Source organism: Citrobacter sp. Igbk 14 (assembly GCF_028069825.1).
GTDB lineage: Bacteria > Pseudomonadota > Gammaproteobacteria > Enterobacterales > Enterobacteriaceae > Citrobacter.
This window is the reverse complement of the sequence record NZ_JANEWM010000017.1, coordinates 67,550-82,910: the sequence shown is the minus strand read 5'-3', so window position 1 is coordinate 82,910 and position 15,361 is coordinate 67,550. Positions and strand designations below refer to the sequence as shown.

At 50.5% G+C, this 15,361-nt stretch carries 20 protein-coding genes; 14 read left to right on the top strand and 6 right to left on the bottom strand.

The window, feature by feature from the left end; translation table 11 throughout:
- The first annotated feature begins 355 nt into the window (after positions 1 to 355).
- The 7 genes from NNN64_RS09165 (at position 356) to zinT (ending at position 6,359) form a co-directional block, all read left to right on the top strand.
- Positions 356 to 1,942 (top strand): ABC transporter substrate-binding protein, encoded by a 1,587-nt coding sequence (locus tag NNN64_RS09165; protein WP_271441173.1) that lies wholly within the window; start codon positions 356 to 358, stop codon positions 1,940 to 1,942.
- Complete coding sequence (locus tag NNN64_RS09160; RefSeq protein ID WP_271441172.1) at positions 1,942 to 2,916, top strand: ABC transporter permease; 975 nt, start codon at positions 1,942 to 1,944, stop codon at positions 2,914 to 2,916. The genes NNN64_RS09165 and NNN64_RS09160 overlap by 1 nt, the downstream gene beginning before the upstream one ends.
- Positions 2,906 to 3,718: an ABC transporter permease gene (locus NNN64_RS09155; protein WP_271441171.1), complete on the top strand. Its 813-nt coding sequence runs from the start codon at positions 2,906 to 2,908 to the stop codon at positions 3,716 to 3,718. The genes NNN64_RS09160 and NNN64_RS09155 overlap by 11 nt, the downstream gene beginning before the upstream one ends.
- Positions 3,712 to 4,506 (top strand): ATP-binding cassette domain-containing protein, encoded by a 795-nt coding sequence (locus tag NNN64_RS09150; protein ID WP_271441170.1) that lies wholly within the window; start codon positions 3,712 to 3,714, stop codon positions 4,504 to 4,506. Before NNN64_RS09155 ends, NNN64_RS09150 begins: the two co-directional genes overlap by 7 nt.
- A complete protein-coding gene (locus NNN64_RS09145; protein ID WP_271441169.1) occupies positions 4,490 to 5,095 on the top strand; it encodes an ATP-binding cassette domain-containing protein in 606 nt (201 codons plus the stop codon). Before NNN64_RS09150 ends, NNN64_RS09145 begins: the two co-directional genes overlap by 17 nt.
- 35 nt (positions 5,096 to 5,130) lie before the next feature.
- A complete protein-coding gene (locus NNN64_RS09140) occupies positions 5,131 to 5,631 on the top strand; it encodes a phospholipase D family nuclease (protein WP_442870700.1) in 501 nt (166 codons plus the stop codon).
- Between the two features lie 83 nt (positions 5,632 to 5,714).
- Positions 5,715 to 6,359, top strand: coding sequence for a metal-binding protein ZinT (gene zinT, locus NNN64_RS09135; protein ID WP_271441177.1), 645 nt, complete (start codon positions 5,715 to 5,717; stop codon positions 6,357 to 6,359).
- Positions 6,360 to 6,429: 70 nt separating this feature from the next.
- Here zinT and ycaC read toward each other — a convergent pair whose 3' ends face one another.
- The gene (gene ycaC / locus NNN64_RS09130; RefSeq protein WP_005120379.1) at positions 6,430 to 7,056 is read right to left on the bottom strand and encodes an isochorismate family cysteine hydrolase YcaC; all 627 of its coding nucleotides are present in this window, start codon (positions 7,054 to 7,056) and stop codon (positions 6,430 to 6,432) included.
- A gap of 246 nt (positions 7,057 to 7,302) precedes the next feature.
- Between ycaC and leuE the strand changes: the two genes are divergently transcribed.
- The 4 genes from leuE (at position 7,303) to NNN64_RS09110 (ending at position 9,537) form a co-directional block, all read left to right on the top strand.
- Positions 7,303 to 7,941 (top strand): leucine efflux protein LeuE, encoded by a 639-nt coding sequence (leuE, locus tag NNN64_RS09125; RefSeq protein ID WP_048212597.1) that lies wholly within the window; start codon positions 7,303 to 7,305, stop codon positions 7,939 to 7,941.
- A gap of 174 nt (positions 7,942 to 8,115) precedes the next feature.
- A complete protein-coding gene (yeaR, locus tag NNN64_RS09120; protein ID WP_045441926.1) occupies positions 8,116 to 8,478 on the top strand; it encodes a DUF1971 domain-containing protein YeaR in 363 nt (120 codons plus the stop codon).
- A gap of 3 nt (positions 8,479 to 8,481) precedes the next feature.
- Positions 8,482 to 8,664, top strand: a complete 183-nt coding sequence (locus tag NNN64_RS09115; protein WP_003030733.1) for a DUF1869 domain-containing protein — start codon at positions 8,482 to 8,484, stop codon at positions 8,662 to 8,664.
- A gap of 228 nt (positions 8,665 to 8,892) precedes the next feature.
- Positions 8,893 to 9,537 (top strand): hypothetical protein, encoded by a 645-nt coding sequence (locus NNN64_RS09110; protein ID WP_271441167.1) that lies wholly within the window; start codon positions 8,893 to 8,895, stop codon positions 9,535 to 9,537.
- Between the two features lie 55 nt (positions 9,538 to 9,592).
- On the opposite strand, the gene fdhF is transcribed toward NNN64_RS09110, so the two are convergent.
- Positions 9,593 to 11,740 (bottom strand): formate dehydrogenase subunit alpha, encoded by a 2,148-nt coding sequence (gene fdhF / locus NNN64_RS09105; RefSeq protein ID WP_271441166.1) that lies wholly within the window; start codon positions 11,738 to 11,740, stop codon positions 9,593 to 9,595.
- 360 nt (positions 11,741 to 12,100) lie between these two features.
- Between fdhF and NNN64_RS09100 the strand changes: the two genes are divergently transcribed.
- A complete protein-coding gene (locus NNN64_RS09100) occupies positions 12,101 to 12,349 on the top strand; it encodes a GlsB/YeaQ/YmgE family stress response membrane protein (RefSeq protein ID WP_137382921.1) in 249 nt (82 codons plus the stop codon).
- 49 nt (positions 12,350 to 12,398) lie between these two features.
- Here the strand turns inward: NNN64_RS09100 and yoaJ are convergent, their stop codons facing one another.
- From yoaJ to NNN64_RS09085, 3 genes are read right to left on the bottom strand one after another with little or no spacing between them, the layout of a single operon-like run.
- Positions 12,399 to 12,473 carry a protein YoaJ gene (gene yoaJ, locus NNN64_RS09095; RefSeq protein ID WP_099530266.1) on the bottom strand — a complete coding sequence of 25 codons (75 nt, stop codon included), beginning with the start codon at positions 12,471 to 12,473 and terminating at the stop codon, positions 12,399 to 12,401.
- Positions 12,474 to 12,475: 2 nt separating this feature from the next.
- Positions 12,476 to 12,574: a YoaK family small membrane protein gene (locus tag NNN64_RS09090; RefSeq protein WP_086523648.1), complete on the bottom strand. Its 99-nt coding sequence runs from the start codon at positions 12,572 to 12,574 to the stop codon at positions 12,476 to 12,478.
- A gap of 47 nt (positions 12,575 to 12,621) precedes the next feature.
- Positions 12,622 to 13,647, bottom strand: a complete 1,026-nt coding sequence (locus tag NNN64_RS09085; protein WP_271441165.1) for a sensor domain-containing diguanylate cyclase — start codon at positions 13,645 to 13,647, stop codon at positions 12,622 to 12,624.
- Positions 13,648 to 13,833: 186 nt separating this feature from the next.
- On the opposite strand from NNN64_RS09085, the gene NNN64_RS09080 reads away from it, so the two are divergent.
- On the top strand, positions 13,834 to 14,082 hold the full coding sequence (locus NNN64_RS09080) for a putative hemolysin (protein WP_271441164.1): 249 nt from the start codon (positions 13,834 to 13,836) through the stop codon (positions 14,080 to 14,082).
- A gap of 7 nt (positions 14,083 to 14,089) precedes the next feature.
- Here NNN64_RS09080 and NNN64_RS09075 read toward each other — a convergent pair whose 3' ends face one another.
- Positions 14,090 to 14,437 carry a DUF488 domain-containing protein gene (locus NNN64_RS09075; protein WP_202038860.1) on the bottom strand — a complete coding sequence of 116 codons (348 nt, stop codon included), beginning with the start codon at positions 14,435 to 14,437 and terminating at the stop codon, positions 14,090 to 14,092.
- Between the two features lie 185 nt (positions 14,438 to 14,622).
- Here NNN64_RS09075 and NNN64_RS09070 point away from each other — a divergent pair, with 185 nt between their 5' ends.
- Positions 14,623 to 15,330, top strand: coding sequence for a CTP synthase C-terminal region-related (seleno)protein (locus tag NNN64_RS09070; protein ID WP_271441163.1), 708 nt, complete (start codon positions 14,623 to 14,625; stop codon positions 15,328 to 15,330).
- The last annotated feature ends 31 nt before the right edge of the window (positions 15,331 to 15,361 follow it).

Here is a 15,361-nt window from a genome sequence, read left to right as displayed (position 1 = left end):
ATATTTACATAACTTGTCACTTACTGTGTCTTTCTTTAATAAATATACATAAATTGTCATGAATTTGAGGTAGGCAAAAACCGAAGTGGGTGAATAGTTTTCCCTGCAACTATTGCTTCTTATTTAATATAACGCCGAATAAATACGGTGATTTTGCTTAATCACTTCAGCGAAGTGAAACGTGAAAGCGCCGGGTATTAGAAAGTCGTATGATGTTTTTTAAAAATCGTCATACTTTTCTGCGCTGTATCATTTTTTTCGGCATTACTGTCCGCCATAATCCCTTCCCCAGGAGACCGTCTAACGTAAATTGTTCGTTAAACGAGATAAAAATAACGTAAATCTGGATAAGAGAATGATTAAAGGCAAGCTGGCACTGCTGACGTGCGCACTGACTCTCGCATTAACCTCACCACTCTTCGCTGCGCAAAATGCAGACGAAGGCCAGACGCTAAAACTGGCCATTGGGCCCGAGCCGACGGAGGGATTTGACCCGATGTTGGGCTGGAGTCATGGCAGCTATCTGCTGTTGCATGCACCTGTGTTAAAGCAAAATGCGGATATGAGCTGGGGAAACCTGCTGACGGAAAAAGTGGTGACCAGTGCCGACGGCAAAACCTGGACGCTGACGCTTAAGCCCGATCTCAAATTCTCTGATGGTTCACCGCTAACGGCTGAAGATGTGGTCTTCACCTATAACAAAGCCGCAAAAAGTGGTGGAAAAATTGACATGGGAAATTTCACCCATGCCCGCGTGATAGACAACCGCACGGCAGAAATTACGCTTAGTCATCCGCAGAGCACTTTTGTGAATGTGCTCGGTTCGTTAGGTATTGTTCCGGCAAAACAGTATGACGAAAAAACATTTGCCAAAAATCCGATTGGCGCAGGTCCTTACCGCCTGGTGAGCTTTCAGCCGGGGCAGCAACTGATCGTGGAAGCAAATCCGTGGTATGCCGGTAAGAAGAATGATTTCAACCGGTTAGTATTTGTATTCCTCGATGAGGATAACGCATATGCCGCAGCGCGAAGTGGTCAGTTGGGACTGGTACGTATTGCGCCGTCGATGGCGGTAGCACCTGAACAGCAGAATTTAAAACTGTGGGTTCGCGACAGTGTAGAAAACCGCGGTATTGTTTTCCCAATGGTTCCGGCAGGGAAGAAAGATGCTAATGGTTATCCGGTTGGGAACGATATTACAGCCGATATTGCTATCAGGCGTGCGATCAATTACGCCATTGACCGTAAGCAGCTTGCCGGGCAGGTTATGGAAGGTCATGCAATCCCCGCGTATAGCGCGGTTCAGGGATTGCCATGGCAGGGGACTTCGGTGGCATTCAAAGATGGTGACGCTGAAAAAGCCCGCACGATTCTGGATCAGGCAGGCTGGAAAGTGGGCAAAGACGGTGTACGGGTGAAAGACGGTAAAGAGGCGCGTCTGACGTTGTGGTATGCCAGCGGCGACAGTACCCGTCGTGATTTAGCCGAGGCCGTGCGCGCCATGCTGGAGCCGGTAGGCATTGCAGTGTCGCTGCAGTCGGGTAGCTGGGAAACCGTTGAACGCCATATGCATGCTAATCCTACGCTGTTCGGCTGGGGGAGTCTGGATCCGATGGAGCTTTTCCATCACTACAGCGGGCAGGCGGCGGGTGTGGAGTATTACAACCCGGGCTACTACAGCAATCCGGTGGTCGAGCAACATCTCAAGCAGGCCATTGATGCACCAGACTGGCAAAAAGCGTTACCTTTCTGGCAACAGGTTGAGTGGGATGGCAAACAAGGCGCAGGCGTACAAGGGGATGCCGCATGGGCATGGCTGCTGAATATTCAGCACACCTATCTGGCAAATCCGTGCATTGATCTGGGCAAAGGTGCACCGGAAATTCACGGTAGCTGGTCGTTGCTCAACAATCTTGATGAATGGACCTGGACCTGCCGTTGATGAAGTCTGTTTTAGGCCATGTATTACGGCTGATAGTGTTGTTAGTGCTGGTCGCGGCTGGCACTTTCATCTTGCTCAGCTTTTCTCCGGTCGATCCAATCCGTGCCTATATTGGCAACGATTTGCTGCATGTTCCGCCGGAGCAATATGCACGTATTGCTGCACGTTGGGGCCTGGATCAACCTCTGTGGGAGCGTTTTTTCCACTGGTTCTTACGCGTGCTACAGGGCGATCTTGGTTACTCGATGCTGTTTAATGCCCCTGTTGCCAGCGTGATTAAGGAGCGGTTTGCGACCTCGTTTGCGCTGCTTAGCGGTGCGTGGTTGGTTTCCGGTTTATTGGGAACGACAATGGGGTTTGTTGCTGGTCGCTACCTGAACCGTTGGCCGGATAAAGCCATCTGCCGACTTAGCTATCTGCTTTCTTCCTTACCGACCTTTTGGATTGGCATGCTGTTGCTGGCGGTATTTGCGGTGCGCTGGCCGCTGTTCCCGGTCTGTTGTGCGTGGGAACCGGGAAATAACAGTGATATGGCAACGCTGACTGAACGTCTGCGCCATCTGGTTCTCCCTGTTTGTGCACTTAGTCTGCTGGGGCTGGGGCAAATTACGTTGCACACGCGGGAAAGTATCGCCAGCGTGATGAAAAGCGAATTTGTCCGCTTTGCGCGTTCGCAGGGTGACAAGGGATGGTCGCTGTTGCGACACCAGGTTCTGCGACACGCCATCACGCCAGCGCTATGTCTACAGTTTGCCTCGTTGGGCGAACTGTTGGGCGGTGCGTTGCTGGCTGAAAAGGTTTTTGCTTATCCGGGGCTGGGGCAGGCTACCATCGATGCCGGATTACGCGGTGACCTGCCGTTACTGATGGGGATTGTCTTGTTCAGTACCGTGCTGGTGTTTATGGGTAACTCTCTCTCTGCCTGGTTTGTCCATGTTCTGAATCGTGCGCTGGAGCGACCCGATGCTCTATAACCCGACGCCGACGCTTGTTCGTCTTTTGCTGTCCGTGAGTGGCCTGTTATTTATTGCAGTATATGGTGCGGCCACATTGGATAATCCGTTGAGCGTGAATCTTCTTGCCCGTCATCTTCCGCCTGATGCGCTGTACTGGTTTGGTACCGACAATCTGGGGCGCGATTTGTGGGTTCGTTGCTTTCAGGGGGCGCTTACCAGTCTGCAAATCGGTATTGGCGCGGCCCTGTGCAGCGGGTTCATTGCGTTACTGATGGCGGCGATTTCCCGTTTGCATCCTCGCCTGGATGTCGTCATGCGTCTGATCACCGATGCGATGTTGTCCATGCCGCACCTTCTGCTGCTGATTTTGATCTGTTTTACGTTGGGCGGTGGGAAAAGCGGGGTGATTATGGCAGTTGCGCTCACACACTGGCCGCGGCTGGCATTGATTTTACGTGCTGAAGCGGAACGCGTGGCCCACAGTGATTATCTGACACTCACCTGGCGACTGGGACATGGCCACTTTTACTGCTGGCGGCATCACTATTTACCCGCGCTGTTGCCCCAGTGGCTAACGGGAACGTTGCTGATGTTCCCTCACGCGGTATTGCACAGTGCAGCGTTAAGTTTCCTTGGCTTCGGGTTGGCACCACACGAACCTTCGCTGGGACTGTTGCTGGCAGATGCGCTGCGGTTTATCAGTCATGGCGACTGGTGGCTGGTGCTGTTTCCAGGGCTGATGCTATTTCTCCTTGTGATGCTATTTGATCAACTTGCCCGGGCGGTACATCGTTTATGGTTGAGAGGTGATACATGTTGAGTTTGCAGCAGATTTCGCTGGAAGTGGCGCGTTATCGCTGGTACGGCGCAAAAAAATGGTCCTCGTTGCTGCAGGATGTCTCCTTTGATGTTGCGCCAGGCCAGATGGTGGCGTTAGTGGGGGGCAGCGGTGAGGGTAAGAGCCTGCTGCTGCAATGCCTACTTGATCTATTGCCGGAAAATTTGCGCTTTCATGGCAATATCACCCTTGATGGAAAAATGCTGGATAACAATGACATCAGGGCATGCCGTGGCAATACGTTTAGTTATGTTCCGCAAGGTGTGCAGGCGCTGAATCCGCTGCTGTCGATTGAAAAGCATTTACGAAGAGCCAGCCAGCTTTCCGGTCAGGCGTGGAATACAGGGCAAATTGAACGCTTGCTCGAACGTCATCATCTGGATACCACCGTGTTAGAGTCTTTCCCGCGTCAGCTTTCGGGAGGGATGGCCAAACGCATTCTGGCGTGTCATGCCGCGCTCAGCCAGGCTCGTTATATTCTTGCCGATGAGATTACCGCCTGGCTTGATGCGCCTCTGGCAAATCAGCTGCTGGAACAGCTACGCGGCCTGTGTGAGCAGGGAGCAGGTGTTTTATGGGTGACACATGATCTCACTCTGGCTGCACGTCACGCAGATCGCATTGTCGCGCTGCATAACGGAACGGTGTCGGATAATGTCAGCCGGGAACAGCTTTTGCGCGGTGAAATTAGTGAACATCTGCAACGGCAATGGCGAGCGCTGCCTGAAAGCAATCAACTTTTTGGAGAGCGGTATGCTGTGCTGTCGTGATGTGTTCATTCGTCAGGGAGGCAAAATACTGTGGCAAAATCTCTCATTCTCGCTTTCGCCAGGGGAACGTATTGGGATTTGCGCACCCAGTGGAACCGGAAAAACAACACTGGGACGTGTGCTTGCGGGGTGGCAAAAGCCGACATCCGGTGACGTTCTGGTTGATAACCAACCGTTGCCGCGCCATCAATATTGCCCGGTGCAGCTCGTGCCGCAGCATCCTGAATTAACCTTTAACCCCAGACGGAGTACCGGTGATGCGGTTCATGATGCCTGGCGGCCAGATGCAGAAATGCTTGCCCGACTGCATATTAAGCCGGAGTGGCTAACGCGTCGTCCCGGACAACTTTCGGGTGGTGAGTTGGCTCGAATTGCCATACTGCGGGCGCTCGACCCGCGTACGCGTTTTCTGATTGCCGATGAAATAACTGCGCAACTCGATCCCTCTATCCAACGGGATATCTGGGTGCTGCTGCTTGAAGAGTGTCAGCGCCGTCCGTTAGGTATGCTGATTATCAGCCATCAACAGGCATTGCTTGATCAGATTTGCACGCGAACGCTACGCTGTCCGGATAACTCCTCAGATTAAACCACTCACTGGTCAATAACATGAAGATAAAATCGATGGCTATGGTCGCGGCCCTGTTGTGGGCCGCGGTGCCGATGGCAAATGCCTCTGTTCAGGTAGGTTTTTCACCGGAAGGTTCGGCGCGGGGTTTAGTTCTCGACACTATTCATCATGCGCGGCACACCATCGACATGATGGCGTATTCCTTTCAGTCTGCGGATATTGTTCAGGCGCTGGTAGATGCAGAAAAAAGAGGTGTTGTTGTCCGGGCAGTGATCGATAAAAAACGTAATCAGGGGAAAGTCAGTCAGAAAGCGATCGCGTTTGCGACGGCCAACGGTATCGCTATCGAGCTGGATGATCACTATCACCTACAACACGACAAGACCATGATTATTGATGGCGACACGCTGGAGACCGGCTCGTTTAATTTTGCCAAATCCGCCGAATTTGCGAATTCTGAAAACGTGTTGGTGATCCGTGGAGAGCCTGACGTTGTGGCGCAGTACCAGGCCCATTTTGACAGCCGTTGGAAAATTGCCCGCCAGCATGATTGAGTGACGTAAAACGATATTGATTAAATTGTAATGTTATATTATAACATTTCACTCGCAAATGATTTGAGGGTGAAATTTTGGCTATGCATGTGGAAAAATTGGCAGTCGCTCTGGGGATGCTTTTGGTTAGTAGTCAGGTACTGGCGCATGGTCACCATTCCCATGGTGCACCAATGACCGAAATAGAACAAAAGGCGGCAGAAGGCGTTTTTGATGACAAAAATGTACAGAACCGCACGCTAGCCGACTGGGATGGCATGTGGCAGTCTGTCTATCCGTACCTGGTGAGTGGTGAACTGGATCCGGTATTCAAAAAGAAAGCGGAGAAAGACAAGAGCAAAACGGCAGAGCAGATTAAGGCCTATTACCGTGAGGGTTACGCGACCGATGTTGACACTATTGGTATTGAAAACGGCGTAATGGAGTTTCATACCGGTAAAAAGGTGGCAGCGTGTAAGTATGACTATGCCGGATATAAAATTTTGAACTATACGTCAGGTAAGAAAGGTGTGCGTTACCTGTTCGAGTGTAAAGACGCTGGCAGCGACGCGCCGAAATACGTGCAATTCAGCGATCACATTATTGCGCCACGTAAGTCGAGCCACTTCCATATCTTTATGGGGAATACCTCGCAGGCTGCCCTGCTTGAAGAGATGGATAACTGGCCAACCTATTACCCGTATCAGCTTAAGGGCGAAGAGGTGGTGGATGAAATGTTGCACCACTAATCCCGACTGAAACTGTTCAATAAAACCCGCCGATGTTGGCGGGTTTCTGTGTATTACACTGACAGGAACATTATTTTCCGGACGTCAGCGTGTTGTAGCTGGTCATCAGGTTGCGATAGTCAGGAATATGGTTGGAGAACAACGTTCCCAGCCCTTCAATATCGTTGCGCCAGTCACGGTGTAACTCACAGGCCAGACCGAACCACGTCATTAATTGTACGCCGGCAGATGACATACGATTCCACGCGGAATCACGGGTCAGCGGATTAAACGTACCGGATGCATCGGTGACCACAAACACGTCGAAACCGGCTTCAATGGCAGAAAGCGCAGGGAATGCGACGCAGACTTCGGTTACCACCCCGGCGATAATTAGCTGCTTTTTGCCTGTTGCTTTGATCGCGTTAACAAAATCTTCGTTATCCCAGGCATTAATCTGGCCAGGACGTGCGATGTAAGGGGCATCCGGGAACAGTTCTTTCAGCTCAGGAACCAATGGACCGTTAGGACCGGTTTCAAAGCTGGTGGTCAGAATCGTCGGGAGTTTGAAATACTTCGCCAGATCGCCTAATGCCAGAACGTTGTTTTTAAACTTGTCTGGATCGATGTCACGGACCAGTGAAAGTAAACCCGTTTGGTGATCGACCAGTAGTACGGCAGCCTGATCTTTATCAAGACGTTTGTAAGCAATAGTCATTTTCTTTCTCCATGTGATGAGAGGGTGCCTTGCGGGCTGAATCTACTGATAAACATTAGTGGCTAAACGGGGCATTGGGTAGGCGCAAAAGTGGGTTTCATCGTTGCAAATCTGGAACGAATAATGATGTTGCAACCGGACTGAAACAGAATGCTATATTCTAAAGCTTCTCTTTCCATCCCCTGGCGCATTCGTTAGCATATTGTCTCGCAGCAAGTGCATGTGTTTTTTCAGGAAGAGGTTAACGTGTTCGCAGAGTATGGAGTTCTGAATTACTGGACATATCTGGTGGGGGCTATTTTTATCGTGCTGGTACCGGGGCCAAATACGATATTTGTGCTGAAGAACAGCGTCGGTCGTGGCGTGAAGGGCGGTTATCTGGCAGCAAGCGGTGTGTTTATCGGTGATGCCGTATTGATGTTTTTGGCCTATGCCGGCGTAGCTGCGCTTATCAAAACGACGCCCGTATTGTTCAATATCGTTCGTTATCTCGGCGCGTTTTATCTGCTGTATCTCGGTGCGAAGATCCTGTATGCCACACTGAAATCGAAGGCCAGCGATGCGGCGCCAGAAGAAGTTCCGTTTGGCGCGATTTTCAAACGTGCATTAATTCTGAGTCTGACGAATCCTAAAGCCATTCTGTTTTATGTTTCGTTTTTCGTACAGTTTATTGATGTCAACGCGACTCACTCAGGGTTGTCGTTCTTTATTTTGGCGATGACGCTTGAAATAGTGAGCTTTTTCTATCTGAGCTTCCTTATTTTCTCCGGTGCGTTTGTGACACAGTATATTCGTACGAAGAAAAAACTGGCTAAAGTTGGGAATTCCCTCATTGGCTTGATCTTTGTCGGTTTTGCCGCGCGTCTGGCGACGCTTCAGTCGTAACGCTATTGGCCCGCTGTTGACGGCGGGCTTTCAGTATTAAGCTGTTTCCTTCATCGAAAGATGGGATGGTTATAACCAATAAATGGTATTTTAAATATATATTTTGAGGCGTACCCTGTTTACAGCAGCGATTCAATAAGACTCGCTGGTTGTCGACTGGAAAAGGGAAGAAAAATGCTTCAAATTCCACAGAATCATATTCATACACGCTCAACGCCGTTCTGGAACAAAGAAACTGCACCTGCCGGAATTTTCGAACGCCACCTTGATAAGGGTACCCGTGCCGGGGTTTATCCTCGACTTTCTGTGATGCAGGGGGCGGTCAAATATCTCGGATTTGCAGATGAACACAGCCCGGAACCTGAAGAGGTGATGATTATCGAAGCCGGTCAGTTCGGCGTTTTTCCACCAGAGAAATGGCATAACATCGAAGTGATGACCGACGACACCTACTTTAATATCGACTTTTTCGTGGCGCCCGAAGTGTTGATGGAGAGCGCAAATCAACGAAAAGTTGTGCGTACCGGCAAGGAGTAAATCATGGGTAAAGCAACCTACACCGTTACAGTCACCAATAACAGCAATGGCGTGTCTGTCGATTATGAAACTGAAGCACCGATGACGCTGTTGATTCCGGATGTGGCCGCTGAAGTGGTTAAAGACCTGGTCAATACGGTTCGTTCATACGATACCGAGAATGAGCACGAAGTCTGCGGCTGGTAGGGTTTTCATCTCTGCTATTGCTTGATTGCATTCATTTTAAAATTAAAACCGCATCGCGCGTTGACGGCTCGATGCGGTTTTTTTTATTCATGATGCGTAGTTTGTGCGCTCATTTTCTGTAAAAAAGTTTTCTTAAGAAAACCTTAAGAAGATCGCATAGATTGCTAATGGCTTAAAATTCGCTGGGGTTATGATCGGCTGTCTTTCATTTAACAGAACATCGTGCTTATGAAACTTGATACCCGATTAACATTCCCAACACTCCTGCTGGGGCTGGTCACTGCGGTGATCCCGTTTACTGCCAACTTGAATCTCCCCTTGCTCAACGGCGGCGTCGTCAGATGGATTGAAAATGGTCAGGCGCTTTGGTTGTTTTTTGGTGCCATGTTTACTTTCTGCTACATCCGGCCTTTTTCGCGTCCTGATGGCGAGAAGCAATTTTGGCTGTGGGCCGTGCTGTGGTGGTTAGTTTTGCTGGGACGAAGCACCAGTTGGGGGCGCGATTATTTTCCCGATCAGCCCAGGTTGTTATTCAGGGCTATCTCTGTTGTATTAATCGCCATGATTATCTTGCCGGTAGTGATTTCAGCGAACCTGCGTCGGGAGATTGTCAATCGCTTGCGCAATGAGTCGCTGCCGCTCTGGTTGTTGGCGATCACCAGCTGTGCATTTTTGATCTCCGACACGGTCGAGCACCACCGTCTGCTGGCTCCCGTCTTTCTTCACAACGCGCAGTATGGCGATCTGATTGAAGAACTGTACGAATTGCCGTTTATGGTTGGGCTATTTCTGATGAGTTTTAACTTTATGGCGCGGGATAAGCAGGCAGAAGATATGGCTATTCGGTTTAACGATCCGCAGTTGGCGAAGTAACGCAATGGCATTTGCCTGAGCCTGGAGGTACGACTCAGGCAAATGTGCAGGTTACTTACGCGATAGCCTCACACAGACGTGATTTCATCTCGCTGTAAGATTTCGCGGCATAGTTCTCCGCCCAACCTTGATCGGTGATGTGCTCAACATTGACGGCGCAATATTTGGTTTCCGGGGTTTTCGAGATGGGGTCCAGATTATCCTGGGTCAACTCATTACACGCGCCAATCCACCATTGATAGGTCATATACACGGTTCCGGGGTTGATGCGTTCCGAGACATCAGCCCGACTGATTACCTTGCCACGACGCGAGCTCACCCAAACCAGATCGCGATGACGGATACCGAGGTTTTCCGCATCACGCGTACTGATCTGAACATAGCCCGGCTCATCGGCCAGGGCCTGCAATGCTGCGCAGTTGCCGGTCATCGAGCGGCACGAATAGTGGCCGACTTCGCGCACGGTGCATAACACCATTGGGTACTTTTCATCAGGTACTTCTGCAGGAGCACGCCACTGTGCGGCAAACAATTTACCTTTGCCATTGGCGGTATCAAACTGGCTGTGTGCATACAGATAGGGCGTGCCTGGGTGATCAAGTTCCGGACATGGCCACTGAATGTGGCCCATGTCACCCATTTTTTCGTAAGTCACGCCGTAGAAGAGCGGGCATAGCTCGCGCATCTCATCCCAGATTTGCTGGTTACTTTGATACTGCATCGGATAGCCCATTGCGGTGGCCAGCAGACTGATGATTTCCCAGTCGCGTTTGACATCCCCCGTAGGTTCAATCGCCTGTTCAAACCGCTGGAATCCGCGGTCGGCGCAGGTAAAGACGCCGCCGTGTTCGCCCCACGATGTTGCGGGCAGGAGAACGTCGGCCATTTCTGCCGTCTTGGTCATGAAGATGTCTTGTACCACGATAAAATCGAGCGCGTTAAAGCCTTCACGGACCAGGCCCAGATCGGCCTCGGTTTGCAGCGGATCTTCACCCATGATGTAGTAGGCTTTGACTTTACCTTCGATGGCCAGATGGGGGACTTCGGTGATCCGGGTGCCGACCTTGTCATCCATCAGATTGACGTCAATACCCCAGGCGTTGGCAAACTTCTCTCTCACGGCGAAATCGGTAACGTCCTGATAGCCCGGGAACTGGTTCGGCAGTACGCCCATATCACACGCGCCCTGCACGTTATTTTGTCCGCGCACCGGGCCAACGCCGACATTAGGACGCCCCAGGTTTCCGGTCAGCAATGCCAGGCTCGACAGACCACGAACCACGTCAACCGCCTGGCCAAACTGGGTCACGCCCATTCCCCACATCACGGTTGCCGAGGGGGCGGAAGCGAAAGTACGCATCGCCTGACGAACCTGCTGTGCAGGCACACCCGTTAAATGTTCAACGGCTTCGGGCGCGTAATCCTTGACGGTTTCCCAGTAGGTTTCGAGACCTTCGGCATGTTTTTGCACATACTCGTGATCATAAAGCTGCTCTTCGATAAGCACATGGCCAAACGCGTTGACCAGCGCCATGTTACATCCGTTTTTCAACTGCAGATGCTGGTCTGCAATTCGGGCCGTTTCAATGCGGCGGGGATCGCAGACAATGATTTTTGCCCCGTTCTGGCGAGCTTTGATCACCCGGCGAGCCACAATCGGGTGGGAATCGGCGCAATTATAGCCAAAGATGAGCAGACATTTTGAGTTTTCAATATCGCTAATTGAGTTACTCATCGCACCATTGCCCAGCGTTTCCTGCAGCCCGGCGACGGATGGACCGTGGCAGACGCGGGCGCAGCAATCGACATTGTTGGTGTTGAGTACGCCACGTGCGAATTTTTGCATCACGTAGTTGGTCTCATTCCCGGTTCCACGAGATGAACCCGTCGTCATGATGGCGCGAGGACCATAGGCATTTTTGATCTCGGATAAGCGTTTTGCGGTGTAGCGGATGGCTTCATCCCAACTGACGGGAGTGAATTTCCCACCTTTTTCATAGCGGATCATTGGTCGGGTCAGACGGGGAGTCAAAAGGCGAGTGTCGTTCAGAAAGTCCCAGCCATAGTAGCCTTTCAGACATAGCTGGTTTTGGTTCGTTACACCCTCAGCGGCTTCAGCGCGGATGATTTTGTTATTTTCAACAACAAGCTTGAGCTTGCACCCGGCCCCACAGTATGGGCAAACACTGGTGATTTTTTTCATCAATAACAGACCTGTTAAATGCTGAAATAGCGCGAATTGTAGACGGAGTCTCGCGAGAGTTTTCGCGGACTACGATTTGTCGTAGCGACGGGCTGTTAAAGCATAAACTGTGCCAGAATTGAAAATTCAGCAATGGCGGGGAGCGAAAGCAAAAATAGCAGAATAATGACTGACGATTTGACACTAATGACGATAAACGTCAGTAAATATCACCGTTTTTGTGAGGTTTAACCTCATGAAACATCAGATAAAGATGAAAAATCAAAGTGACACTGATCACAAATTTTAATTTTTCGGCGCTATGCTATGCTTTTATACAGCGAGTAAATCGTTCACGTAAAAACATAAGCGAGGAAAATAATGGGTATTATTTCATGGGTGATTTTTGGTCTTATCGCGGGGATTTTGGCAAAATGGATCATGCCGGGGAAAGATGGCGGCGGTTTCTTTATGACCATTATCTTAGGGGTAGTTGGTGCCGTCGTGGGCGGGTGGATCAGTACATTCTTTGGATTTGGTAAAGTTGATGGTTTCAACTTCGGCAGCTTTGTCGTGGCAATTATCGGCGCGATTGTGGTGTTGTTTATCTACAGAAAAATCAAAAGCTAAGTAACGAATCAGCCAATAAAGGCCACATTTATGTGGCCTTTATTTTGGGTTACCACCAGCCCAGTTCCGTTCCCAGCACGACAATAATGGCCACGCCAATCATAATAAGCGTTGTTTTTTTCATCGTTATGCTCCTGGTGAGGCGTAGCCGCCAATAAAGAACCAGGACAGGAAAACGACAGCGGAAATGAAAATAATAACGGGAAAAATAATACCGAGTCGCATACGCTTATCTGCCAGAATAATTTAAAGACGATTAAGCATAACAGGGCTTAATGTACGACAAAAGCGGTTTTATCCTGACGTTTCTTATCCTGATACATCGCACTGTCTGCAAGATGAAGCGCACAGTTGACGTCTGTCTCCAGCGGGTCTATTTCCACAACGCCCAGACTGGCTCCCGGATAATACAAACAGATTCCACCCAGGTCATAGTCACCGCAAATGAGCTGCTGTAAGTGGTTTCTCACGCTTTGCAAACGAACACACGGCGACATTTCGTTTTCCACTGACAGGCTGGCGACTAAAAATTCATCACCGCCCAGGCGGCCAAGAATATCATTCTCACTGCATCCACGGCGTAAACGCTGGCCAATTTGGATCAAAAACTGGTCACCGACTTCGTGCCCAAAACGATCGTTGATCAGTTTGAAATCATCTAAATCAATATAGGCGACAATAATTTTGTGTCTGAGGTGGCGAGCCAGCGAGAAGAGGGTTTCGATATTTTCAAATATTGCCCGACGGTTAGGTAGCCCGGTCAGAACGTCAGTGTAGGAGTGGGCTATCAGCGCAGCATTCGCTTCACGTAATTGGGCAACCAGCGATTCTTTCTGAATAGACTGCGCAATCAGGCCTGCGAACAGATGCAATACCTGCTCACCTCGTTCGCTTAGCGGCTGTTGCTGACGACTGGTGGCGCAGAGGGTGCCATAGAACGTGCCATCGGGCAGGTGGACTGGAGTACTCAGAAAGGTTGTTATCTCCAGCGCGCGTGCGGCGGTACATTCTGGCCAACGCGCGGGAACGTTATCGCTATACAGACAGTTTGCGTCTATTGCGCGCTTACAGAGTGTCTCATCCCACGGCACCGACAGCCCTTCGGGGATCTGCATTTGCTTGCTATTACGCGCATACAGAATATGCTGCAGACGCGCATCTAAATCGACCTTAGTAAGGTAGGTCGACTCCATCTCAGTCACGACCTCCAGCATCTCCAGAAGTTGCCGAACCAGACTCTCAACAGACTGCTCCGTGGCTAATGATTGTGAGACTCGGGCGAGGATCATGTCTGACATGAGAGGCAAATACTCCAGAATGCTGATAAGTCCTGTATTGCCGGCATAATAGAACATCGGAGGGAAAGATGAAACACGCTATCCGGGTCAAAATGTAGACATGAGATTGAAACACGTCAGTAAAACATGGAGATAGGTGGGGAGTCGGGGTACTCTTCCAGAGTAACGTTTTTAACAGGAGTGAATATGAAACTGGCCTCTATCGTTGTGCCCGGCCTGTTGGTGCTGGCGGGGTGTTCCACATCACCTGAAGCACCCGTACCACCGAAAATTGGCATGGCGAACCCGGCATCCGTATATTGTGAGCAAAAGGGCGGCGTGCTGATTGCGGTGCAAACACCGCAAGGCGTAAGGTCAGATTGCAAACTACCCGGTGGCGAAGTTATTGATGAATGGTCGCTTTGGCGCAGAGATCATCCGGCAACGGGCAAATAACCCGCTGTCACAATTGACGCAGCCACTCAGCCAGAACCTGCGCATGGTTTTGCTGCGTATCCTTCGCCGCATACAGCAGCGTTAACGGCTGTTGCCGGGCAATATCCGCGAGTCGCTTGCCTTCCTGCTGTTGCTGGGCAAGTTCTGCGCGGTATTGCTCGGAAAAATGGGCAAAATCGATGACATCTGCGTGGAATGCTTTACGTAAATCAGACGAGGGCGTCAGCGCTTTATCCCATTCATTGAAAACAAGATCGGTTTTTTTCACCCCGCGCGGCCACAGCCTGTCGACCAGAACACGATAGCCATCACTTTTTTCTGCTGGGTCATACACGCGTTTACACTGAATATTCATCTCTTAATCCGCTCCGTTAAGCCACTGAACTCGTCTTCATTACGGTTAAATAAGATCGTAAAACGTGACCATTATAGCATTTTGGTCACATAGACTCTCAATTTAAGGGATTGTGATAACAACAAAAAATCGGTAGGCTGAGGCTCCTTATGTTGTCCCTCATTGTTTGGACATAAGGAAAGTTAATGGAAATTTCCCCTGTTAAAGATACGCTTCGCATTGCGCTGGTGGGTGATTACAGCCCCGATATTGTGGCGCACCAGGCTATTCCCCTTGCTATCGATGATGCTGCTGCCGTTCTGGAATTAGTGGCTGATTATGACTGGCTCACCACATCTGATATTAGCAGTGGTGAAGATTTAGTCGGCTATGATGCCATCTGGGTGGTCCCCGGCAGTCCTTACCAGCATCCGGAAGGCGCGCTGACGGCAATACGTTACGCACGCGAAAACAGTATTCCATTTTTGGGCACTTGTGGCGGCTTTCAGCATGCCATTCTTGAGTATGCCCGCAATGTGCTGGGCTGGCGTGATGCCGCGCATGCGGAAACAGAGACCACGGGTCGTATGGTGATTGCACCGCTGACCTGCTCGTTGGTCGAAAAGACGGATGATATTGAACTGCGTGCGAATACGCTGATCGCCAGAGCCTACGGACGGGATGTCATTACAGAGGGGTATCACTGTAACTATGGCGTGTCGGAAGGTTTTGCCGCTGAGCTTGAAAGCGGCGATCTGCGAGTGACGGGCTGGGATGACGCGGGTGACGTTCGCGCTATTGAACTGGTGACACATCCGTTTTATGTCGGGACGCTTTTTCAGCACGAACGAGGGGCGCTGGCAGGAAAGCCTGTGCCCCTCGTCCAGGCACTGCTGCGCGCGGCCAGAGGATAACAACTGGGCAGGTTGGTTTTTTGCCTGCCCG